This window comes from Sphingomonas sp. JC676 (assembly GCF_014489075.1).
In the GTDB taxonomy this organism is placed as follows: Bacteria; Pseudomonadota; Alphaproteobacteria; order Sphingomonadales; family Sphingomonadaceae; genus Sphingomonas.
In genome coordinates, this window is the sequence record NZ_JACTGR010000002.1 from 182,874 (window position 1) to 205,057 (window position 22,184).

A 22,184-nucleotide genomic window follows, 5' to 3' on the forward strand; every position below is an offset into this window, starting at 1 on the left:
GCTTGGTCTGGGTTCGGAATTCCTAAAGGCTATGGTTCAGCCGGCGAGCTCTGCGGCAAGCGCGGAAGCATCGGGCCCGGCAACCAGGTGCACTGTTCCACCCACCACCGCCACCGCCCGCACACCCGCACGCCGAAGCGCCGCCTCGTCGACCAATTCCGGATCGCCCACTTTGGCAAGCACGCGCGTGGCACGCGCCTCGGCCGAGCGGAGATTGCCTTCGCCCAACGCGCGTACGACTGTCGCGGCATCGATCCCCGCCGTCGCGACGACCGGGCCAGACGCCATCGCCTCGCGCACTTCGCTTGCCACCTGGTCGGCGATCGGCCCCATCACCACCTGCACCCCGCCGTCGGTCAGCTTCAGCACGCCCCGCGCACCGAGCCCGCGCAAAGCTGCTTCGTCGACACGACCGGAATCGGCCAGGACCAGCCGGAGCCGCGTCGTGCACGCATCCACGTTGCGGATATTCTCCCGCCCGCCAAGCGCCAGGACGATACCGGCCCCGCGACCGCCCCCTCCGGCAGCCGCGCCGCTCGCCACCGGCTCATCGGTCTCGCGCCCCGGGGTCTTCAGGTCGAAGCGGCGGATGCACCAGCTGAAGGCGAAATAGTAGATCGCGAAATAGACGATCCCCACCGGGATCAGCAGCAGCGGCCGTGTCGCCAGTCCGAAGTTGAGCACATAGTCGATCAGCCCGGCGGAGAAGCCGAAGCCCAGCTTCACGCCGAGCAGGTCCATCACCACCATCGCGACGCCGGTGAGCACTGCGTGGACCAGGTAGAGCAACGGCGCGAGGAAGATGAAGGTGAACTCGATCGGCTCGGTCACGCCGGTCAGAAGCGAAGTCAGCGCCAGGCTGAGCAGCAGGCCGCCCACCGCCTTGCGCCGCGCGGGCAAGGCGCTGCGGTACATCGCCAGGCACGCCGCCGGTAGCCCGAACATCATCACCGGGAAGAAGCCGGCCATGAACGACCCGGCGGTCGGATCGCCCGCGAAGAAGCGCTTGATGTCGCCGGTCGCGCCATGGAAGTCGCCGAGCAAGAACCAGGCGATGTTGTTGATGATGTGGTGCAGCCCGGTGATCAGCAGCAGCCGGTTGAGCAGGCCATAGACGAACAGCCCGATCGGCCCCGCGCTCACCACCCAGCGGCTGAGCGTGTCGACTCCCGCCTCGAACCACGGAAAGCCCAGTCCGAAGATCCCCGCGCCGATCAGGCCCGCGAGCCCAGCGGCGATCGGCACGAAGCGCCGCCCCGCGAAGAAGGCGAGGTAATCGGGCAGCTTGATGGTGCTGTAGCGATTATAGAGCACCCCCGCGACGATGCCCGCCGAAATGCCGGCAGGCACGCTGAGCTTGGATATCTCCTTGACGCGCCACGCCGCCTGTTCGGCGGCCGCGGCCGTCAAAAGATCGGGCGGAAGCTTGAGCAGCACCTTCGCCCCCTCGGTCGCGACGAGGTAGGCGACCACGCCCGCAAGCGACGCCGCGCCGTGATTCTCCTTCGCGAGCCCCACCGCGACACCCGCGGCGAACAACAGGCCCAGGTTCGAGAAGATCGCGTCACCCGATGCCGCGATGAACGGGATACCGAGCATGTCGGCCTGGCCGAGCCGCAGCAGAAGCGCAGCAATCGGCAGCACCGCGATCGGCAGCATCAATGCGCGCCCGAGCGGCTGGAGCCGGGCCAGCACGCGCGAAGGATGCAGCTTCATCGAATCGCCTCCCGGGCAAGTTCGCGTACTTCGCTCGCCGAAACCGCATCGCAGGCGCGCTCGGCCAGTGCCTTGCACGCCGCGATGTCGAGCGTGCGCACTACCGCTTTGAGCCCCGGCACCGCCGCCGGCGTCGCCGAAAGCTCGGTGATGCCCAGCCCGATCAGGATCGGCGCGGCGAGCGGATCGGATGCCAGTCCGCCGCACACCCCCGCCCAGCGCCCCGCCTCGGCGGCGCCGCGCCCGACTTCGCGGATCAGCCGCAGCACGGCCGGATGCAGCGCATCGATCCGCTGCGACACGCCTGCGTTCCCGCGGTCCGCCGCGAGCGTATATTGGGTAAGGTCGTTGGTGCCGATCGACAGGAAATCGGCCTCGCGGGCGATCTGGCCGGCCAGCATCGCCGCCGCGGGCGTCTCGATCATCACGCCGAGCTGGATCGCATCGGTGACCCCCAGCTCCGCCTTCACTTCGTCGAGCATCGCCCGCACCGGGCGGTAGTCGCCCAGATCCGCGACCATCGGCAGCATGATCCGGCACTGGCTCGCTGGCACGCCGCGCAGGATCGCGCGAAGCTGGAGCCGCAACAGGTCGGGCCGGGCTAGCCCCAGCCTTATCCCGCGCAGTCCCAGCGCCGGATTTTCCTCCGCTGGCAGCGGCAGATAGGGCACCGGCTTGTCGCCGCCGATATCGAGAGTGCGCACGATCAGCGGGAGGTCGCCCAGGGTCGCGGCGATCCGCGAATAGGTCTCGCGCTGCTCGTCCTCGCTGGGCGCGGTATCGCGATCGAGAAACAGGAATTCGGTGCGCAGCAGCCCGCAGCCCTCCGCGCCGGCATTCACCGCCGCTGCCGCGTCGGCCACCGAGCCGAGATTGGCGAAGATCTCTATCCGCGTGCCGTCGGCCATCCGCGCGGGCTCGTGCGCCGCTGCCAGATCCTGTGCACGGCGTTCGCGGGCATGCGCCAGCCGCTCGCCCGCCGCGGCCAGTGCCGTTTCGCCGGGGTCAGTCGCGATCGTCGCGGTATCGGCATCGAGGATCACCGGTAGGCCGTCGGCGATCGCAAGCACATCCTCCCCAGCCGCGACCAGCATCGGAATCCCCGCCGAGCTCGCCAGGATGGCGACATGCGATGTCGGCCCGCCCGCCGCCGTGACGATCCCCGCCAGGTTGCCCTTGTCGAGCGCCAGGAACTGCGAAGGCAGCAGGTCTTCGGCGATCAGGATCGTGCCGTTGGGCAAAACCGGCACGCCGGGTGCGTCGCCGCCGAGCAGCGCCGCGATAACCTGGCGCTCCAGGTCGGTCAGGTCCGCCACGCGCTCCATCAACAGCGCGTCGCCGGTCGCTCGGATCGCATCGGCGGCCTCGCGGCTGGCCGCGCGCCACGCGTATCCGGCGCCGCGCCCTTCGATGATCCGGCGGCCCGCCGCGCGGATCAATTCGGGATCGGAAAGCAGCGCCCGATGCGCCTCGGCGATTTCGGCGGCGCTGCCGCTACTGCCCTCCAAGGTGCTCGCGACCTCCGCCAGCGCCTTGTCCAGCGCAGCACGCTCCTGCGCCGCCCCGCCGCCGTTCTCAGGCACGTCCTGATCGACCGCCCGCAATTGCAACACCCGCCCGATGGCAAGGCCGGGTGAAGCGCAGACCGGACGTCCCGGCTCGACCCGAGCCGCGGCGGGTGCGGCATGCGCCTCCTCGCCGAGCCCCGCGAGGATCAGCTCCGCGACCGCGTCCACCGCCGCGCACGCATCCGGCCCCGAGGCGCGAACAACCACGGTCTCGCCATTCGCGACGCCAAGCCCGAGCAACCCCACCGTGCTCCGCGCATTCGCGGTGCGGTCGCCGCGCACCAGCTCGACCTCGGACAGGAAGGGCCGTAACGCCGCAGCGATGCGCGCAGCCGGACGAGCATGGATGCCGTGCGCGGCTGCTACGCGCACTTCGCGCTCGTGCTTTTCGTCCTGCGCCGCAACACCGACCGCCGCGCGCGCGCCGCTGCGCAATATGCTGGCAACCGGATCGCCCGCGCCAACCAACCGTCCCACGCGATCCAGCTTCAGTGTGAAGCCGTCATTGGCCACAACCACCGGCGTGATCAGCGCCTTGGCCGCCTCGCCCACCCTATCGAGATCGAAAGCGATCAGCGGATCGCCCGCGGCAACGCGGTCGCCCGCCTTCACCTTCGCTACAAAGCCGCGCCCGCCCAGCGCGACCGTCTCCAGCCCGATATGCAGCAGCAGCTCCGCACCATTGTCGAGCCGCAGCGTCACTGCATGCGCGCTCGCCGGTACCGAAAGCACCTCGCCAGCCGCCGGCGCGCGCAGCACGCCCTCGATCGGATCGATCGCGAAGCCGTCGCCCATCATTCGCTCGGCGAAGACCGCGTCGGGCACTTCCTCCAGCGGCGCAAGCCAGCCCGCAAAGGGCGCCACCAGGGTCACGCTGTCGGCCTGCATGCCGCTCATGGGACCAGCTCGACCGACTCGACCGCCCACATCGGCTCGACGCCTTTGGCCGTGTAGCTGATGCATAAGGTTTCATTGCCCTGCCGCGGTTCGATCGGCGCGACCAATCGCGTGATCCCCGGATTGCCCACCGCCGGCGCCAGCGGCAGCACCGCGATCCGCGGTCCCTGGCATGTCCCCGCGCGCACTTCGAATTCGCCTGCGGGCGTCGCCGGCGGAGCGAACTTGATGTGGTTGATGTCGTTGCCGATCTGGAAGTTGAAGGGGATCTGCCCGACCTCGATCGCGATCTGCTTCGCCCCGCCCACCGGCGCGGCCTCGTAGAGCCAGCACGGATTGAAGATGTCGGTCAGGAATATCGCGCGCTTGCCGGTGGCGGGATAATCGTCCTCCAGCGCCAGCACGACCTTGTTCGTACAGGTCTTGAGCTCCTCGTCGCCGCGCCGCCGCACCGCGCGCGCGTCGATCTGCCGCGCGATGGCCGCGCCGGGCACGGCACGGCCATCGACAAATGCCGACGCCTTGAGCGCGCCAGGAAGCTTGAGCTGGAACGATGCGGTGTAGACCGGCGACTTTGCAGTCACGGCCCTGCCGTCGGTGGTATAGCGCATCTCGAGGCTGGCCTGGTTCGCCAGCGTCACGCCCACCGCGCCTTCGCCAGGCTTATAGTCCAGGTCCGCATGCACCTCGAACGCGCTGCTTGCCGATGTCAGCCCCAGGCTGCGCATCCGTTCCATCTGCGGGATCACCCGGGTCACGAAATCGGGGAAATTGCGCTCCGCCTCGCGCGACCAGCCGATTTCGGCGACAGCGCTGGCGCGCGGGAAGGTCGCCCATGCCGAGCGCGCTTCGGTGCGGACATGTTCGGCCCACAGGTTCGCCTGGAGGCCCAGGATATGGTGCTGCTGCTCCGCCGGGATCGCGTCCGGCGCGGGATCGAAAGCATAGACCGTCTTCAGGTCGATCAGGTGCCCGCGCCCCGGCGGCTCGGACGGTCCGAAGCCCTGGCGATTGTCGAAATACAGCGTCGGCGCCGGGCTCAGCACCGCGTCGTGCCCGGCCTTGGCCGCCGCGATCGCGCCGTCGATCCCGCGCCATGACGTGATCGTCGCGCCCTCGGGCATCCCGCCCTCGAGGATCTCGTCCCAGCCGATCAGCCGCCGGCCCTTGCCGGTGACGAACTTCTCGATCCGATGGACGAACCAGCTCTGCAGCGCAGTCTCGTCCTTGATGCCGAGCGCCTTCATCTGGGCCTGGATCGTCGGCGAGGCCTTCCACTGGTCCTTCACCGCCTCGTCGCCGCCGACATGGATGTACTTCGACGGGAACAGCGCGATCACTTCCCCCAGCACGTCCTCGAGAAAGCCGAAAGTGCGGTCGTCGACATTGTAGAGCCAGGGAAACACGCCCCAGTCGCTCTCCGTCCCCGGTGGGATCGGCGTGCCGGTGCCGAGCCAGGAATAAGCGCGGATCGCCGCCAGCGCGTGCCCCGGCATCTCGATCTCTGGCACGATCGTCACGTTGCGCTTCGCTGCATAGGCGATGACCGCGCGGATCTCGTCCTGCGTGTAGAAACCGCCCACTTTGGGCAGCGGCGGGGCTCCCGGCGCGATGGCCGGCGAACGCCAGCCCGAAACCTCGGTAAGCTTCGGATATTTCTTGATCTCGATCCGCCAGCCCTGATCGTCGACCAGATGCCAGTGCAGCGTGTTGAGCTTGTTGACCGCCATCCAGTCGATCAGCTTCCGCACATAGTCCGCCGACTGGAAATGCCGCGCGCTGTCGAGCATCAGCCCGCGCCAGTGGAAGCGCGGCGTGTCGCTGACGGCGAAGCCCGGCACGGTCACCGCCCCCTGCCCCGCCGTCTGGGTCATCGCCTGCCACAGGGTCACCGCGCCATAGAGCAGCCCGGCATCGTCGCCCGCGATGATCGTCGCGCCAGCGCTGGTCACCTCGAGCCGATAGGATTCCGCGTCCCCCGTCGGTGCCCGGCGGAACCGGATCGCCGGCCCCTTGGCGCTCGCCCCGATCGGCGGCGCGAACCCCCGCGAGCCCCTCACCAGCGCCGCCAGGCGTTCTGCCGCGTTCCGCGCGCCTTTATCGTCGCTCGCCGCCACGATCGCCGTCGCCGGCCCGATCCGGAACGCGCCCTCGGCTTCCTTCAGCTCGACGGGAACCGGCAGCAGCTTCGGCAATTGGGCGGCCGCGGGCGTGGAGGGAAGCGCCACCAGCAGCGCGATGAGCAGATGTCGGTAAGACTTCACGCGGTCACATCCCCTCGGTCGAGCGGGCGCCAGCTTATGCGCAAACGCGGCTGGCACAAAAGAAATGGGCGGCGGAAGAAGGGAGCATGCTTCCCCGATTCCGCCGCCCAGTCACGCCTCTGGGTGAGGATCAGAAGTTGACGTTGATGGTCGCGAGCGCCTTGCGGCCGGTCTTGTAGATCCCGCGCGGCAGGCGCGGCGTGTTGGCATAGGCATAATATTGGCTGTCGGTCAGGTTCATGCCCGAGAGGGTGAGCCCGATTTCCTTGGTGAAGTTGTACGTCGCCGACACGTCCACATTGGCGGTGTCGCGGACGTACATCTGGTCACCACGGTCGACGCCGGTGAAGTATTTGGAGCGCCAGGTATAGGTCGCGCGAAGCGCCACCGGGCCGCTCTCGAAGAACGGGCTCAGGCTGGCCTGGTGCCGCGAATTATACGGCAGGTCGGCGCCGGTGCTCGCATGGCCATCCGAATAGGTATAGTTGGCGAGCAGGCCGAGGCCGAAGGGCAGGCTCTGCTGATAGGCGATGGCGAAGCCCTTCACCTCGGCCGAACCCGCGTTGAACGGGCGGCTGATCTGATAGGTCGTCACCATGTTCTGCGACGCGTTGAAATGCTGCTCCGGCGCAGTCTGCGTCAGGATGTAGTTGCTGATGTCCTTGTAGAACACTTCGCCCGACAGGATCGCGTGCGGCGCCAGATACCATTCGAGCGACGCGTTGAAGTTGTTCGACTTGTACGGCTTCAGATCCGGGTTGCCGCCGCCACCGGTGAGGATCTGGTCGGAGAGCCAGAAATAGTTGGTTTCATCGGCATAGTTCGGGCGGGCGATCACCTGCGCCGCGGCGAAGCGGAAGATGAGGTCCTTCTTCACATCGGCGATGATGTTCACGCTCGGTAGGACATTGTCGTAGCTGCTCTTGGTCGTCTGCCACACCCAGTCGGCCTGCGCGTTGCAGGTCGCGCCCGGCTTGCAGACATAGCCCGCGCTGTCGGTGGAGGTGTGGACATAGCGCACGCCGAAATTGCCCCGGAAGCCGCCGGCGTCGAAGTTCGCCTGGGCATAGGCGGCGTGGATCTGTTCCTTGATGTCCCAGTTGCCCGCGGTGAACTCGGACGCAGCGAACTTGGACGGAGTCGGCAGGTTCGGACGGCCCTGCACATAATCCACCATCGAGTTGCCGTCGATGATGAAGCGGCCGGCCATCTGATCGTTGATGCCGTCAAAGCCCGTCAGATAGTTGTCGGCGACGGTGCTGGTGTTGAAAGCGCTCGCCGGCTGGGTAAAGCCGTTGGCGCCGGCAAGCGCGACGCCCTCATATTCCTGGCCGGTCTCGTGCTTGCGATACTTGTAGCCCACCTGGATACGCTTCAGCACGCCGTCGAACTTCAGGCCGAAGTCCGCCTGGGCATAGCGCTCCTTGTCGGTGGTCGGCTTGTCGACCAGGTTGCCGCTCCAGCCGGAGTCGGTGACGAAGGCCGCCGGATTGCCGAGTACGTTGCTGCCATAGCTGATGCTGCCGGGCTTGCCGGGCGCGCCGCTGATGTCGACGGTGTAGTCGGCCCAGTTGAGGAACTCGAGGAACACCTGCTTCTTGGTGCCGCCGTCCGCGTCCGAGATGCCGCCCTCGACATTGAGGTCCCACTTCACATCGTCCCAGCCGATCTGGCCGTGGAAGGTCTGCGAGTGCATCTCGGCGACGCGATACTGGGCGTCGAGCACCGAGAGCGCGTTGTGGAAGGTCGCCTTGGTGACCACGCCATTGTCGACGGTCAGGCCCGTCAGCGACCCGGCGCTGTTCCAGACATTGCCCGGAAAGGCGTACATCGACTGGTTGAGATTGTCATAGGTCGCGTCGATGCGCAGCCAATCGGCGGTGACCGTCAGCTGGTCGACCGGCTTCCACTGCGCGGTGGCCGAATAGGTCAGGCGCTCGCGATCCTGCGCGAAATAGGAGGTGCCGAACGCGTTCGGGAACTTGGCGTTCGGATTTGCGGTGAGCGTGGTCGCGCAGGTGCCGGTGCAGTTGCCCGTGGTGATCGAGCTGGTGCCCGCATCATTCACGCCATTCCAGAAATTGGCGCTGATCGTGCCATAGGCCTCGAGCCCGTCGCGGCGCAGCTGGTCCTTGGAGCGCTGGAACGAGCCGAGCAGGCCGAAGGTACCGGAATCGTTGCGCCAACTGACCAGCGCCGAGCCCTGGATGTCGCCCTTTTCCGAACGGTCATTGTAGAGATAGCCGAGCGAGCTGGCGACCACAAAGTTCTTGAGCTCCAGCGGCTTGCGGGTGAGTACGTTCACGGTGCCGCCGATCGAGCCTTCGTCGATGCGCGGCTCGGGCGACTTGTAGACGTCGACCCGGTTGACGAGCTGCGGTGCAAGCAGCGCGTAGTTGAAGGTGCGGCCCGGATTGTCGAGGATGAACCAGTCGGCCGAGGCGACCGTCTGGCCGTTGAGCAGGGTGCGGTTGAGCGCCGGATCGGTGCCGAGGATCGAGACCTTCTCGCCCTGGCCGAACTGGCGGTCGACGGTCACGCCCGGAACCAGTGTCAGCGCTTCGGCGACATTGGTGTTGGGGAACTTGCCGACATCCTCGGCCGTGATCGAATCGACGATCGCATTGGCATTGCGCTTGGTCTCGATCGACTGGGCGAGCGATGCGCGGAAGCCGGTGACGACGATCTCGTCGCCGTCCTGGGACTCCGCAGTCTGCGCCGCGTCAGCGCCTTGGCTTTGCGCATGCGCCGCACTGGCGAACAGCGCCACGCTGCTGGCGGTGCCGATGAGTAGTGCCCGAATCCCCATGATCCATCCCCTTAGATGATCCCTGTGGTATGCACTATGTCTGTACCAGTTGCATACCAATGCATGAACCATCTGCCAGACCAATTCTGGCGTCAAGAGGGATTCTTTCAACAATGTGACGGCGGAGTGAAATTTTTTTACTGACAACTGGTATTCCATTGGTATTAGTGTTGCGTCGGGCGACGACAAGCCCAATGGTGGAGCCGAGATGCCGCTGCTGGCCGAAAGAATTAAACCCCTGGACGGGTCTGGTGGCGGTCCGCTGTATCGGCGGCTCGAAGATGCGTTGCGCGAGGCGCTGCGCGATCAGGTGCTCAAGCCCAATGAGGCGCTGCCGCCCGAGCGCGATCTCGCCGCGGACCTCTCGGTATCGCGGATCACGCTGCGCAAGGCGCTCGATACTTTGGTCGACGAAGGACTGCTGGTGCGCCGCCACGGCGCGGGCACTTTCGTCGCCGGCCGCGTCGAGAAGCAGTTCGCCAAGCTTTCCTCCTTCTCCGAAGACATGGCCGCGCGCGGGCGCAGCGTGCGCAGCGAATGGCTGAGCCGCACCGAAGGCGCCGTCACGCCCGACGAGGCGCTGACGCTGGGCCTCAGCCCCGGCGCCGCGGTCTATCGCTTCAATCGCGTCCGCTACGCCGACGATGTCGCGATGGCGCTTGAATATGCCACGATCCCGGGCTTCGGCTTCGAGGACATGGAAACTGTCGGATCCTCGCTTTATGCCGCGCTCGAAGCGGCGGGGAATCGCCCGGTGCGCGCGCTCCAGCGGCTGCGCGCGGTGCTGTTCAACGCCGAGCAGGCCAAGTTGCTCGGGATCGAAGCGGGCGCTCCGGGGCTTTATATCGAGCGGCGCGGCTTTCTCGCCGATGGGCGCGTGATCGAGGCGACGCAGAGCTGGTACCGCGGCGATGCCTATGACTTCGTCGCCGAACTGGACACGCGAGGCTGAATCGATGGCCGATCCGCAATCGACCCGGATGTTCCAGGAAGCGGCCGACGCTGCCAACGCTGTCGAGCGCCAGCTCGCGGCCAATGCCGAAGCCGTGGCCACCCTCGCCGCCGAGCTGCGCGCCGAACATCCGCGCGGCGTGCTTACCTGCGCGCGCGGCAGCTCGGATCATGCCGCGACCTTCGCCAAATATCTGATCGAGACACGACTCGGCGTGCTGACCACCTCCGCGGCGCCCTCGATCTCGTCGGTCTATGGCACCGCCACCGATTTCTCCGGCATGCTCGCGATCGGCATCTCGCAATCGGGCAAGAGCCCCGACATCCTCGCCGCGATGCGCGCTGCGAAAGAGGGCGGCGCCCGCACGCTCGCTTTGGTCAATGTCATGGATTCGCCGCTCGCCGCGGAGGCCGACCTCACCCTGCCGCTCAATGCGGGTCCCGAGCTCAGCGTCGCCGCGACAAAATCCTATATCGCCAGCCTCGCCGGTCTGCTCCACCTCGTCGCGCGCTGGGCCGACGATACTGAGCTGCTCGACGCGGTCCTGGCCTCCCCCGCTTTGCTCCGCGCGGCGTGGGAATGCGACTGGTCGCCACTAGTGGAACGGCTGCGGAACGCACGCGGCCTCTATGTGATCGGACGTGGCGTCGGCTTCGGCATCGCCCAGGAAGCCGCGCTCAAGTTCAAGGAGACCTGCGGCCTTCATGCCGAGGCGTTCAGCGCCGCCGAGGTTCGCCACGGCCCGATGGCGCTGGTCGGCCCTGACTTTCCTTTGCTTGTCTTCCGCCAGGGCGACGAGACCGCCGACGGCGTCGACGAACTGGTCGCCGATGTGCTCGTACGCGGTGGCGAAGTGCTGGTCAGCGGCGGCGAGGTCGCCGGCGCGATCCAGCTCCCGCATCCCGCCGCACATCCCGCGATCGAACCGATGCTGCAGATCCAGGCCTTTTACCGCGCAGTAAATGCGCTATCGCTCAAACGCGGCTTCGATCCCGATCGCCCGCCCAGCCTTGCGAAAGTGACCGAGACCGTCTGATGGCCAGTGCTTTCGTCAATGGCCGCGTCCTGCTCGCGGAAGGCTTTCGCAACGATGTGGCGGTGGTGGTCGAGAGTGGCCGCATCGCGGCGATCGTGCCCGCGGCCGACGTTCCGGCGAATGCAGTGCGCCACGATCTGGCCGGGCAGATGCTCGTGCCGGGCTTTGTCGACACCCAGGTCAATGGCGGCGGCGGCGTCCTGTTCAACGACGCGCCGACCCTCGACGGCATCGCCGCGATCGGCGCCGCGCACCGGCGCTTCGGCACCACCGGCTTCCTGCCGACCCTGATCAGCGACGATATGTCGGTGGTCCGCCGCGCCGTCGCCGCGGTCGATGCGGCGATCGAGGCCGGCGTCCCGGGCGTGCTCGGCATCCATATCGAGGGCCCGTTCCTTAATCTCGATCGCCGCGGCATCCATCTTCCCGAGAAGATCCGCCGCATCGACGAAGAGAGCCTGGGCGTGCTCACCTCGCTCAAGCGCGGCCGCACCCTGGTGACGCTCGCGCCCGAACAGACCTCGCCCGAGATCATCGCCCGCCTGGTCGACGCCGGCGTGATCATCGCCGCCGGCCACAGCAACGCCACCTATGAGCAGGCGATCGCGGCGATGCGGGCAGGCCTCACCGGCATCACGCACTTGTTCAATGCGATGTCGCCGCTCACCTCGCGCGCGCCTGGTCTGGTCGGCGCCACGCTCGAGCAGGATGCGCTGGTCGCCGGCATCATCGTCGATGGCCACCATGTCAGCCCGGTCACGCTCAAGCTCGCTTTGCGCTGCAAACCGGTCCAGTCGCTGATGCTGGTGACCGATGCGATGCCCTCGGTCGGCAGTTCGGCGAGCGAGTTCACGCTGCAAGGCCGCCGCATCCTCGTCCAGGGTGGCACCTGCACCGATGCCGACGGCACCCTCGCCGGCTCGAATCTCGACATGGCGTCGGCGGTGCGCAACGCCGTCGCGATGCTAGGCGCCCCGCTGGAGGCCGCGGTGGCCATGGCGAGTCACTCTCCCGCCGCTTTCCTGCGCCTCGGCTCTGATCACGGCCGCATCGCGCCGGGCTACAGCGCCGATCTGGTCGCGCTCGACGATTCGCTCCATGTCACCGGCACCTGGATCGCGGGCATAGGCGATCGCGATGCGGAACCTGCCATGCCGTCCGCGGCTTCTGCCTGAATGGACCTCGACGCGCTCCTCACGCACTATTTCGGCACCGACGATCTCGACGCAATCGATCCCGCGGCGCGTGCCGAGGGCGATCATCGCTTGGCTGTGGATTTCGGCACCGAGCGCGAGCCCAGCCGCCGCTTCGCGCTCTGGTCGCTGATGGAGGCCCTAGGCACTGCCCCGCCCCCGTCCGAGGCCTTCGAAAAGGACCCCACGCTGCGCAAGGCGGCCGAGGATTATCTAACGCTGGCGTGGAAGCTCGATCGCGGCTAAGGGGTCCGGCTTCTTGCGGCCAGCGCCGCACCCCCCATCTAAGCGAAACATGCCCTTTTCCCAGCTCCCCCCGCTTCTTTCCGAGGCGCTCGCCGCGCGCGGCTATACCGCGCCCACCCCTGTCCAGGCGGCGGTGCTCGAACCCGATGCACTCGGCCGCGACCTTATCGTCTCCGCGCAGACCGGTTCGGGCAAGACCGTCGCCTTCGGCATGGCCATGGCCTCCGAACTGGTCGGCGAGGACGGCCGCGTCGCGCCGGCGAAAGCGCCCCTCGCCCTGATTATCGCGCCGACGCGCGAGCTCGCGCTCCAGGTCAGCCGCGAGCTGATCTGGCTTTATGGCCCGACCGGCGCGCGCATCGCCACCTGCGTCGGCGGCATGGATGCCTCCAAGGAGCGCCGCAACCTCAGCTATGGCGCGCATATCGTCGTCGGCACGCCCGGGCGTCTGCGCGACCATCTCGAGCGCGGCGCGCTCGATCTCTCGGCGCTCAAGGCCGCGGTGCTCGACGAAGCCGACGAAATGCTCGACATGGGCTTCCGTGAGGATCTCGAGGAAATCCTCGACGCGACGCCCAACGAGCGCCGCACACTCCTTTTCTCCGCGACGATGCCCAAGCCGATCGTCATGCTGGCGAAGCGTTACCAGCGCGACGCGCTGCGCATCACCACGGTCGGCGAAGATCGCGGCCATGGCGATATCGCCTATCAGGCCGTCACCGTCTCGCCGTCCGACATCGAGCATGCGGTGATCAACCTGCTCCGCCTCCACGAGGCCGAGACGGCGATGCTGTTCTGCGCGACGCGCGACAATGTCCGCCATCTCCACGCCAGCCTGGTCGAGCGCGGTTTCGCTGCCGTTGCCCTGTCGGGCGAGCACAGCCAGAACGAGCGCAACGCCGCGCTCCAGGCGCTGCGCGACCGCCGCGCCCGCGTCTGCGTCGCGACCGACGTCGCCGCGCGCGGCATCGATCTGCCGACGCTCAGCCTCGTCATCCATGTCGAGCTGCCTCGCGATGCCGAGACGCTCCAGCACCGTTCGGGCCGCACCGGCCGCGCCGGCAAGAAGGGCACGGCGATCCTCATCGTCCCCTATCCGCGCCGCCGCCGGGTCGAATCGATGTTGCGCGGCGCCCGCATCAACGCCGAGTGGTTGGAGGCGCCGACGCCCGAGCAGATCCGCGCCAGCGACCGCGATCGCCTGATCGCCGCTTTGCTCGAACCGGTCGAGTATGACGACGAGGATCGCGCACTGGCCGAGCGCCTGATCGCCGAGAAGAGCCCCGAGGATATCGCCGCCGCGCTCGTCCGCGCGCATCGCAACGCGATGCCGCAGCCCGAGGAGCTTTCCGACCAGAGTCCCGAGGCCCGCCGCGCCGCCCAGCAGGAGCGCCACCGTCCCGGCTTCGAGGACATCGCCTGGTTCCGCCTCGATATCGGCCGCCGCCAGAATGCCGATGCGCGCTGGATCCTGCCACTGATCTGCCGCCGCGGCCAGATCACCAAGAACGAGGTCGGCGCGATCCGCATCGCGCAGAACGAGACCAACTTCCAGGTCCCCCGCGCTCTCGCCGCCAAGTTCCAGGCAGCGCTCGCGAAGACGGCGGAAGGCGATGACGACGTCCGCATCGAGCCCTCACAGGGCCCGGCGCACGACGAAGGTCCCCGTGGCCCTCGCCCCCAGCGCAGCGGTCCTCCACGGGGCGCCGGACCGAATTCGGGCCGCCTTACGCCACGCCACCAGGCCAAGCCCTATCAAAAGGGTCCGCGGGGTCCCCGTCCAAAATGAGCGGACCCGTCCGCATCCTCGTCGATGCCGATGCGTGCCCGGTGAAGGAAGAAATCTACAAGGTCGCCTGGCGCCATGAGGTGCCGGTGGTCGTGGTCAGCAACAGCCATTTGCGCATTCCGCAACACCCGTTGCTGAGCCGCGTGGTGGTGAGCGACGGCTTCGACGCCGCCGACGACTGGATCGCGGAGAATAGCGACTCCGGGACCGTGGCGATCACCGCCGACATCCTGCTGGCGGATCGCTGCCTCAAGAGCGGCGCAACCGTGCTCGCCCCCACCGGCAAGCCCTTCACGACAAGCTCGATCGGCAGCGCCATCGCCACCCGTGCGATCATGGCCGATCTGCGCGCCGGCGGCGACCAATTGGGCGGCCCGGCGCCCTTCTCCAAGACCGATCGCTCGCGCTTCCTCCAGGCACTGGACACGGCGCTGGTCAGCCTCAAGCGGCGTTAACGCAAACGCTTAAGATCCCGCCGGCCAGGGGAGGCGCGCCGCATCGTTACGCTCGCGGCCCGTCGACATTACGTAATCTCATTTAAACAAAGCGTTAGCCGTACTGGTCTAGGTCTCGACCATGACCCAGATTCCACGCCGCTCGCCGACTCGGCCCGTGGCACGACGGACTTCTTCGTGGAGGCAGACGGTCGCATTGCCCGAAGCCGTTTACCGTAAGCTCGTCGATACGCTGTTCAGCATGCGCTTTCCCATCGTTGCGATGGGCGTGGTATGCGCCGGCGTGGCCGCGCTGCTCGCCGCCAAGTGGCGTGACCCCGTGTTCACGGCGGTCGCGATCCTTATCCCATTGGTGACGCTGGGCCGGCTGCTGGTGATGAATGCCTATCAAAGCCATGCCGAAGGCGCGATCACGCGCCACGAACTGCGTCGCTGGGAGCGGCGCTACGCCGTTGGCAGCTATGCATTCGCCGGCCTGATCGCGGTCCTCAATATGCGCGCGCTGACCTTCCACGATCCGCTTATGCACCTGATCACCGTCAGCATCGTCTTCGGTTTCGGCGCCGGCGTCGTTTCCCGCATTTCGGCAAGGCCGGTCATCTGCGTGATCAGCCTCCTTATGGCGACCGTCCCCACCGTCGCCGCCCTGGCGTGGCACGCGTCGTTACCCAACGCGATAGCGCTCCACACACAGCTCTTCGCGACCGAAGCCATGCTGGTTGGCCTGATCGCCATATTGAGCCTGAACACGGTCCACCATCTGCACTGCTCGGCGGTGCTGCATCTCGTCACCCAGCACGATCTCGCGCTCCTCGCCAAATTCGACGCCCTGACCGGGCTGCCGAACCGGTTGATGCTGCGCGAGCGCTTCCAGGACTCCGTATCGGCTCTCCAGAGCGACGGCGTGGCCCTGCACTATGTGGACCTGGACGGCTTCAAGTCGGTCAACGACCTGCATGGCCATCCGGCGGGCGACGCGCTCCTGCGCGAAGTGGCCCGGCGGATGGAAAAGACCGTCCGCGCCGGTGACACGGTGGCGCGCCTGGGCGGCGACGAGTTCGTCGTGCTGCAAACCGATCTGGGCCATCCGGACGAAGCGCAAATGCTCGCGCGCAGGCTCATCCGCGATCTCAGTGCGCCGTATCTGATCGACGGAAAGTCCGTGCTGGTCGCGGCTAGTATCGGTATTGCCATGGCGGCCGATTTCGGCCTGGACCTCGAACGCCTTCTGTCGTGCGCGGACTGCGCACTCTATCGCTCCAAGAGCCGCGGCAAGGGGCAGTTCAACTTCGCGACATCGGCCGATTTCGGAAAACTGTCGAGCGCCGCAGCGGCCTGAATCCGGAAACCCCGGGTCAGGCCGCGATCGATTCCAGCGCCTCGTTCGCCTCCATCCACGCCGCCTCGGCCGCCTCGATCTGGCCCTCCAGCTCGGCGCGCCGCTTCATAAGATCGCTCATTGAGAGCTTGGCGAGGCTGGCGTCCGCGGTCGACGGATCGAACATCGCCCGGTCCACCACGCTTCGCTGCTCGGTCAGCCTGGCGAGCGCCGCTTCGGCCTCCTTGGCCTTCTTCCTGAGCGCGGTGCCCTGTTCGCGCGCCTGGGCGGCGGCGCGGCGGGCATCCTTCTTGCTCATCTTGCCCTCGCCGCTCGCCTTGGCCGCGTCGCTCGCATCCTTGGTCAGCACGAAGGAAATGTAGTCGTCGAGACTGCCGTCGAAATCGCTCGCGGTGCCGCTGTCGACCAGCACCAGCCGGTCCGCGGTCATCTCGAGCATGTGCCGGTCGTGGCTGACGATCACCACCGCGCCGGTATAGGCGTTGAGCGCCTGGATCAGCGCCTCGCGCGCATCGACGTCCAAGTGATTGGTCGGCTCGTCGAGGATCAGCATGTGCGGCGCGTCGCGGGTGATCAGCGCCAGCGCCAGTCGCGCGCGCTCGCCGCCCGAGAGCTTGCCCACGTCGGTGGTGGCCTTCTGCCCCGAAAAACCGAACCGCCCGAGCTGCGCACGCACTGCGGACTGACTCGCACCCTTCATCAGCAAGGTCATGTGCTGAAGCGGCGTCTCGGTCCGGTCGAGTTCCTCGACCTGATACTGGGTGAAATACCCCACCTTCATCTTGCCGGAAGCGGTCATCGCGCCTTCCATCGGCGCGAGCTGCGCGGCGAGCAGGCGGGCGAGCGTGGTCTTGCCGTTGCCGTTGCGGCCGAGCAGCGCCACGCGATCGTCGGGATCGAGGCGGAAGTTGAGCCGCTTCAGGATCGGCGTCTTGTCATAGCCCACCGTCGCCATGTCGAGCGTGATCAGCGGCGGCCGCAGCTCGTCCGGGTTGGGGAAATCGAAGTGCAAGGTCGGATCGTCGAGCAGTTCGGCGATCGGCTGCATCCGCGCGAGCGCCTTTTGCCGGCTCTGCGCCTGCTTGGCGGTCGATGCGCGCGCCGAATTGCGCGCGATATAGTCCTGCAATTTCTCGCGCTCGGCCTGCTGCTTCTGGCGTGCCGAGGCGAGCTGCGCCTGGCGCTCGGCGCGCTGGCGCTCGAACGCGTCATAGCCGCCCGGATAGAGCGTCAGCTTGCCGCGATCGAGATGCAGGATGTGGTCGACGACATTGTTGAGGAAGTCGCGCTCGTGGCTGACGAGCAGGATCGTCGCCGGATAGCTCTTCAGGAAGTCCTCGAGCCACAGCACCGCTTCGAGGTCGAGGTGGTTTGAAGGCTCGTCGAGCACCAGCACATCGGGCTCGGAGAACAGCAAAGAGGCCAGCGCGACACGCATCTTCCATCCGCCCGAGAAACTGTCGAGCGATCTGTGCTGCGCCTCCTCGTCGAAGCCGAGCCCGACCAGGATGCGCGCCGCGCGCGCGGGCGCCGAATGCGCCTCGATCGTGTTCAGCCGCTCATGGATCTCGCCCAGCCGGTCCGGATCGTGGCTGTGCTCGGCCTCCTCCAGCAGCGCCGCGCGCTCGATGTCCGCCGCCAGCACCGTTTCGAACGGCGTGGCAACGCCGCTCGGCGCTTCCTGCGCGATATAGCCGATCTTGCTGCCCCGGGGCATCGAGACCTCGCCGCCATCCGCGTCGAGCAGCTTGGTGATCACGCGCACCAATGTGGTCTTGCCCGCACCGTTGCGGCCGATCAGGCCCACGCGGCTGCGCGGCGGCAATTTGGCGCTGGCGTCGTCGATGATGGTCCGACCACCGATGCGGACCGTGATGTCGGCAAGATTGAGCATGCGCGCCCGCTAGCACCAGACGCGCCGCAACCCAACACCGCAATTGCTGCAATGCAAGAAGACAGGGGCCGATCGACACGCTAGGGTATCGTCATCGAAACGAAGCGCGGATGGAACTCCATCCGTTGCCCGCAATTGAACCCATACACGCCCCGCGCGATCCGGAGCACCGCAATGGACAGATCAGGCGAATTCGACATTTCGAGACGGGGGGTGCTGATCAGTGGCGCCGCCTCGGTGGCCGTCACGGTGGCGCCCAATGTCGCCGCCGAACCCGCTCCGCCAGTCCAGGGAGCCGCACCGATGCACAAGGTCGCGTTCAAGGTGAACGGCAAGCCGCGCGAGCTGGAGCTCGACACGCGCACTACCCTTCTCGACGCGCTGCGGGAGCATCTCCATCTCACCGGCACCAAGAAGGGTTGCGACCACGGCCAGTGCGGCGCCTGCACGGTGATCGTCGACGGCCGCCGCATCAATTCGTGCCTCAGCCTCGCGGTAATGCACGAGGGTGATGAGATCACGACGATCGAGGGGCTCGGGACGCCCGAGAACATGCACGCGATGCAGGTCGCATTCGTGAAGCATGACGGATATCAGTGCGGCTATTGCACTCCCGGCCAGATCTGCTCGGCGGTCGCGGTGCTCGACGAGATCAAGCGCGGCATCCCCAGCCATGTTAGCGCCGACATCAATGCCAAGCCCCAGATGACCGCCACCGAGATGCGCGAGCGGATGAGCGGCAATATCTGCCGCTGCGGCGCCTATTCGAACATCGTCGAGGCGATGCAGGAAGTCGCGGGAGCCAGGGCATGAAAAGCTTTAGCTACGAGCGCGCCCGCACCCCCGCCGAGGCCGCGGCGATCGTCGCACGCACCCAGGGCGCCCGCTTCATCGCCGGCGGCACCAATTTGCTCGACCTGATGAAGCTCCAGATCGAGACGCCGACGCATCTGGTCGACGTCAACGGACTCCAACTCGACAAGATCGAGGCGACACCGGAGGGCGGCCTGCGCATCGGCGCGCTGGTCCGCAACACCGATCTCGCCGCCGACAAGCGCGTGCGCAAGGATTACGCCGTGCTCTCGCGCGCGCTGCTCGCCGGCGCCTCGGGCCAACTCCGCAACAAGGCGACGACCGCGGGCAACCTGCTCCAGCGCACCCGCTGCCCCTATTTCTACGACACCAATCAGCCCTGCAACAAGCGCAAGCCCGGCAGCGGCTGCGCGGCGATCGGCGGAGTCAGCCGCAGCCTCGGCGTGATCGGCATCAGCGACGCCTGCATCGCGACGCATCCCAGCGACATGGCGGTGGCGATGCGCCTGCTCGACGCCAGCGTCGAGACGGTGAAGCCCGACGGCGCCACCCGCGCGATCCCGATCGCCGATTTCCACACGCTTCCCGGCGACACGCCGCACATCGAGACCACACTGGTCCCCGGCGAGCTGATCACTGCGGTCACCTTGCCCAAGCCAGTCGGCGGCAAGCATTTCTATCACAAGGTCCGCGACCGCGCGTCCTATGCCTTCGCGCTCATTTCGGTGGCAGCGGTGATCCAGAAGGACGGTACCGGCCGCGTCGCACTGGGCGGCGTCGCGCACAAGCCATGGCGGATCGAGGCTGCCGAAGAACAGCTGCCCAAGGGCGCCAAGCGCACCAACGAGGTGCTGCTCGCCGGCGCGCAGCCGACGCATGAGAACGCATTCAAGCTGACACTGGCCGAGCGCACGCTCGACTCGGTGCTGGCCGAAGCGAGGGCCTGAGCCATGAAGTTCGATACCCCCGCCACCACCAACCCGATCGACCAGCTCAAGATCATCGGCAAGGCGACCGACCGGATCGACGGTCCGCGCAAGACCACCGGCACCGCGACATATGCCTATGAGCATCACGCCGAAGCGCCGAACGCCGCCTATGGCTATATCCTCGGCTCGGCGATCGCCAAGGGCCGCATCGCGTCCATCAACCTCGCCGATGCCAAGGCCGCGCCCGGCGTGCTCACGATCGTCACCGCCGACAATGCGGGCAAGCTCGGCAAAGGCAATTTCAACACCGCCAAGCTGCTCGGCGGCCCCGAGATCGAGCACTACCACCAGGCCGTCGCGCTCGTCGTCGCCGAAACCTTCGAGCAGGCCCGCGCCGCCGCATCGCTGATCCGCGTCGACTATGCTCGCGCCAAGGGTGCGTTCGATCTCGCCGGCGCGATGGGCACCGCGACCGCGCCCGAGCCCAGCTTCGGCACCGTCGCCGATACCAAGGTCGGCGATTTCGCTGGCGCCTTCGCCGCGGCTCCGGTCCAGCTCGACGCGACCTACACCACCCCCGATCACGCCCATGCGATGATGGAGCCGCACGCCTCGATCGCCGCTTGGGAAGGCGACAAGCTGACCCTGTGGACCGCCAACCAGATGATCGCCTGGTCGGTCGGCGACATGGCCAAGACGCTGGGCATTCCCAAGGAGAATGTCCGCCTCGTCTCGCCCTTCATCGGCGGCGGCTTCGGCGGCAAGCTGTTCATCCGCGCCGATGCGGTGCTGGCCGCGCTGGGCGCCAAGGCGGCGGGACGACCGGTCAAGGTCGCGCTTCCCCGCCCCTTCATGTTCAACAACACGCCGCACCGCCCCGCGACGATCCAGCGGATCCGGCTCGGCGCGACGCCCGACGGCAAGATCACCGCGATCGGCCATGAAAGCTGGTCGGGCGATCTCCCCGGCGGCGGCCCCGAGACCGCTGTCGGCCAGACCCGCTTGCTCTATGCCGGCGCCAATCGCATGACCGCGATGCGCCTCGCCGTGCTCGACCTTCCCGAAGGCAATGCCATGCGCGCGCCGGGCGAGGCGCCGGGCCTGATGGCGCTCGAGATCGCGATCGACGAGATGGCCGAGAAACTCGGCATCGATCCGATCCGCTTCCGCGCGATCAACGACACCCAGGTCGATCCCGAAAAACCCAGCCGCCCCTATTCGCAGCGCCAACTCGACGAATGCATGAAAGTGGGCGCGGACAAGTTCGGCTGGAGCAAGCGCAGCGCGAAGCCCGGCACGGTCCGCGACGGCCGCTGGCTGGTCGGGATGGGCGTGGCCGCGGCCTTCCGCAACAATCTCGTCGGCAAGTCCGGCGCCCGCGTCCGGCTCGACGGCGACGGCGTGGTCACGGTCGAGACCGACATGACCGATATCGGCACCGGCACCTACACGATCATCGCGCAGACTGCGGCCGAGATGATGGGCCTGCCGCTCGAGAGGATCGTCGTGAAGCTCGGCGATTCGAACTTCCCCGTTTCCGCCGGCTCCGGCGGCCAATGGGGGGCGAACAGCTCTACCGCCGGTGTCTATGCCGCCTGCACGAAACTGCGCGAGGCCGTGGCGGCCAAGCTTGGCTTCAATTCGGCCGACACCGTGTTCGCCGACGGCAAGGTCCGCTCGGGAAACCGCAGCGTCCCCCTCGCCCAGGCGGCGGGCACCGGTGGCCTCGTCGCCGAGGACTTCATGGAATATGGCGACCTCGACAAGAAATATCAGCAATCGACCTTCGGCGCCCATTTCGTCGAGGTCGGCGTCGATTCCGCCACTGCTGAGATCCGCATCCGTCGCATGCTCGCGGTGTGCGCCGCGGGCCGCATCCTCAATCCCAAGTCCGCGCGCAGCCAGGTCATCGGGGCCATGACGATGGGCGCCGGCGCCGCGCTGATGGAGGAACTCGCGGTCGACACGCGCTTCGGCTTCTTCGTCAATCACGATCTCGCCGGCTACGAAGTGCCGGTCCATGCCGATATCCCGCACCAGGAAGTGATCTTCCTCGACGAGACCGATCCCATGTCCTCGCCGATGAAGGCCAAGGGGGTCGGCGAGCTCGGCATCTGCGGCGTCGGCGCGGCGGTGGCCAACGCGATCTACAACGCCACCGGCGTGCGCGTGCGCGACTATCCGGTGACGCTCGACAAGCTGCTCGATCGGATGCCGGCCCTGGCCTGACGCGCGTTCCTGGGCCGGCGCCGTCGGGCGGGCACGGATTCAGGAAGCGTAGCGC

The 22,184-nt window shown here is 67.3% G+C and carries 15 protein-coding genes; 10 read left to right on the top strand and 5 right to left on the bottom strand.

The genetic code is table 11. The features are described 5' to 3' along the window. Nucleotides 1–36: 36 nt before the first annotated feature. The 4 genes from nagE to IAG41_RS07795 all read right to left on the bottom strand — a co-directional run bounded on the left by nagE (nt 37) and on the right by IAG41_RS07795 (nt 9,254). Entirely contained in the window at nt 37–1,716 is a 1,680-nt protein-coding gene (nagE, locus tag IAG41_RS07780; protein ID WP_187728063.1) for an N-acetylglucosamine-specific PTS transporter subunit IIBC, read from the bottom strand. Beyond that, nucleotides 1,713–4,181, bottom strand: a complete 2,469-nt coding sequence (gene ptsP / locus IAG41_RS07785; RefSeq protein WP_187728064.1) for a phosphoenolpyruvate--protein phosphotransferase — start codon at nt 4,179–4,181, stop codon at nt 1,713–1,715. Before ptsP ends, nagE begins: the two co-directional genes overlap by 4 nt. Next, entirely contained in the window at nt 4,178–6,445 is a 2,268-nt protein-coding gene (locus IAG41_RS07790) for a beta-N-acetylhexosaminidase (protein ID WP_187728065.1), read from the bottom strand. Before IAG41_RS07790 ends, ptsP begins: the two co-directional genes overlap by 4 nt. 130 nt (nt 6,446–6,575) lie before the next feature. Further along, the gene (locus IAG41_RS07795; protein WP_187728066.1) at nt 6,576–9,254 is read right to left on the bottom strand and encodes a TonB-dependent receptor; all 2,679 of its coding nucleotides are present in this window, start codon (nt 9,252–9,254) and stop codon (nt 6,576–6,578) included. 208 nt (nt 9,255–9,462) lie between these two features. Here IAG41_RS07795 and IAG41_RS07800 point away from each other — a divergent pair, with 208 nt between their 5' ends. From IAG41_RS07800 to IAG41_RS07830, 7 genes are all read left to right on the top strand, one after another. Next, entirely contained in the window at nt 9,463–10,206 is a 744-nt protein-coding gene (locus tag IAG41_RS07800; protein ID WP_187728067.1) for a GntR family transcriptional regulator, read from the top strand. A gap of 4 nt (nt 10,207–10,210) precedes the next feature. Beyond that, nucleotides 10,211–11,242 carry an SIS domain-containing protein gene (locus tag IAG41_RS07805; RefSeq protein ID WP_187728585.1) on the top strand — a complete coding sequence of 344 codons (1,032 nt, stop codon included), beginning with the start codon at nt 10,211–10,213 and terminating at the stop codon, nt 11,240–11,242. Next, nucleotides 11,242–12,417 carry an N-acetylglucosamine-6-phosphate deacetylase gene (gene nagA, locus IAG41_RS07810; RefSeq protein ID WP_187728068.1) on the top strand — a complete coding sequence of 392 codons (1,176 nt, stop codon included), beginning with the start codon at nt 11,242–11,244 and terminating at the stop codon, nt 12,415–12,417. The genes IAG41_RS07805 and nagA overlap by 1 nt, the downstream gene beginning before the upstream one ends. Continuing rightward, on the top strand, nt 12,418–12,681 hold the full coding sequence (locus IAG41_RS07815) for a hypothetical protein (protein ID WP_187728069.1): 264 nt from the start codon (nt 12,418–12,420) through the stop codon (nt 12,679–12,681). A 49-nt stretch (nt 12,682–12,730) separates the two neighbouring features. After that, nucleotides 12,731–14,470 (top strand): DEAD/DEAH box helicase, encoded by a 1,740-nt coding sequence (locus IAG41_RS07820; RefSeq protein ID WP_187728070.1) that lies wholly within the window; start codon nt 12,731–12,733, stop codon nt 14,468–14,470. After that, a complete protein-coding gene (locus IAG41_RS07825) occupies nt 14,467–14,925 on the top strand; it encodes a YaiI/YqxD family protein (RefSeq protein ID WP_187728071.1) in 459 nt (152 codons plus the stop codon). The genes IAG41_RS07820 and IAG41_RS07825 overlap by 4 nt, the downstream gene beginning before the upstream one ends. 196 nt (nt 14,926–15,121) lie before the next feature. After that, nucleotides 15,122–16,264, top strand: a complete 1,143-nt coding sequence (locus IAG41_RS07830; protein ID WP_262408539.1) for a GGDEF domain-containing protein — start codon at nt 15,122–15,124, stop codon at nt 16,262–16,264. A gap of 16 nt (nt 16,265–16,280) precedes the next feature. Here the strand turns inward: IAG41_RS07830 and IAG41_RS07835 are convergent, their stop codons facing one another. Further along, the gene (locus IAG41_RS07835) at nt 16,281–18,158 is read right to left on the bottom strand and encodes an ABC-F family ATP-binding cassette domain-containing protein (protein ID WP_187728072.1); all 1,878 of its coding nucleotides are present in this window, start codon (nt 18,156–18,158) and stop codon (nt 16,281–16,283) included. Between the two features lie 174 nt (nt 18,159–18,332). Between IAG41_RS07835 and paoA the strand changes: the two genes are divergently transcribed. From paoA to paoC, 3 genes are read left to right on the top strand one after another with little or no spacing between them, the layout of a single operon-like run. Then, the gene (paoA, locus tag IAG41_RS07840; RefSeq protein WP_187728073.1) at nt 18,333–18,971 is read left to right on the top strand and encodes an aldehyde dehydrogenase iron-sulfur subunit PaoA; all 639 of its coding nucleotides are present in this window, start codon (nt 18,333–18,335) and stop codon (nt 18,969–18,971) included. After that, a complete protein-coding gene (locus tag IAG41_RS07845) occupies nt 18,968–19,918 on the top strand; it encodes an FAD binding domain-containing protein (protein ID WP_187728074.1) in 951 nt (316 codons plus the stop codon). The genes paoA and IAG41_RS07845 overlap by 4 nt, the downstream gene beginning before the upstream one ends. 3 nt (nt 19,919–19,921) lie before the next feature. Continuing rightward, complete coding sequence (paoC, locus tag IAG41_RS07850; RefSeq protein ID WP_187728075.1) at nt 19,922–22,129, top strand: aldehyde oxidoreductase molybdenum-binding subunit PaoC; 2,208 nt, start codon at nt 19,922–19,924, stop codon at nt 22,127–22,129. The last annotated feature ends 55 nt before the right edge of the window (nt 22,130–22,184 follow it).

Bases quoted from the DNA above. Each gene is read 5' to 3' on its own strand.
- nagE (WP_187728063.1), bottom strand. From the start codon at position 1,716: ATGAAGCTGCATCCTTCGCGCGTGCTGGCCCGGCTCCAGCCGCTCGGG.
- ptsP (WP_187728064.1), bottom strand. From the start codon at position 4,181: ATGAGCGGCATGCAGGCCGACAGCGTGACCCTGGTGGCGCCCTTTGCG.
- IAG41_RS07795 (WP_187728066.1), bottom strand. From the start codon at position 9,254: ATGGGGATTCGGGCACTACTCATCGGCACCGCCAGCAGCGTGGCGCTG.
- IAG41_RS07800 (WP_187728067.1), top strand. From the start codon at position 9,463: ATGCCGCTGCTGGCCGAAAGAATTAAACCCCTGGACGGGTCTGGTGGC.
- IAG41_RS07805 (WP_187728585.1), top strand. From the start codon at position 10,211: ATGGCCGATCCGCAATCGACCCGGATGTTCCAGGAAGCGGCCGACGCT.
- nagA (WP_187728068.1), top strand. From the start codon at position 11,242: ATGGCCAGTGCTTTCGTCAATGGCCGCGTCCTGCTCGCGGAAGGCTTT.
- IAG41_RS07815 (WP_187728069.1), top strand. From the start codon at position 12,418: ATGGACCTCGACGCGCTCCTCACGCACTATTTCGGCACCGACGATCTC.
- IAG41_RS07820 (WP_187728070.1), top strand. From the start codon at position 12,731: ATGCCCTTTTCCCAGCTCCCCCCGCTTCTTTCCGAGGCGCTCGCCGCG.
- IAG41_RS07825 (WP_187728071.1), top strand. From the start codon at position 14,467: ATGAGCGGACCCGTCCGCATCCTCGTCGATGCCGATGCGTGCCCGGTG.
- IAG41_RS07835 (WP_187728072.1), bottom strand. From the start codon at position 18,158: ATGCTCAATCTTGCCGACATCACGGTCCGCATCGGTGGTCGGACCATC.
- paoA (WP_187728073.1), top strand. From the start codon at position 18,333: ATGGACAGATCAGGCGAATTCGACATTTCGAGACGGGGGGTGCTGATC.
- IAG41_RS07845 (WP_187728074.1), top strand. From the start codon at position 18,968: ATGAAAAGCTTTAGCTACGAGCGCGCCCGCACCCCCGCCGAGGCCGCG.
- paoC (WP_187728075.1), top strand. From the start codon at position 19,922: ATGAAGTTCGATACCCCCGCCACCACCAACCCGATCGACCAGCTCAAG.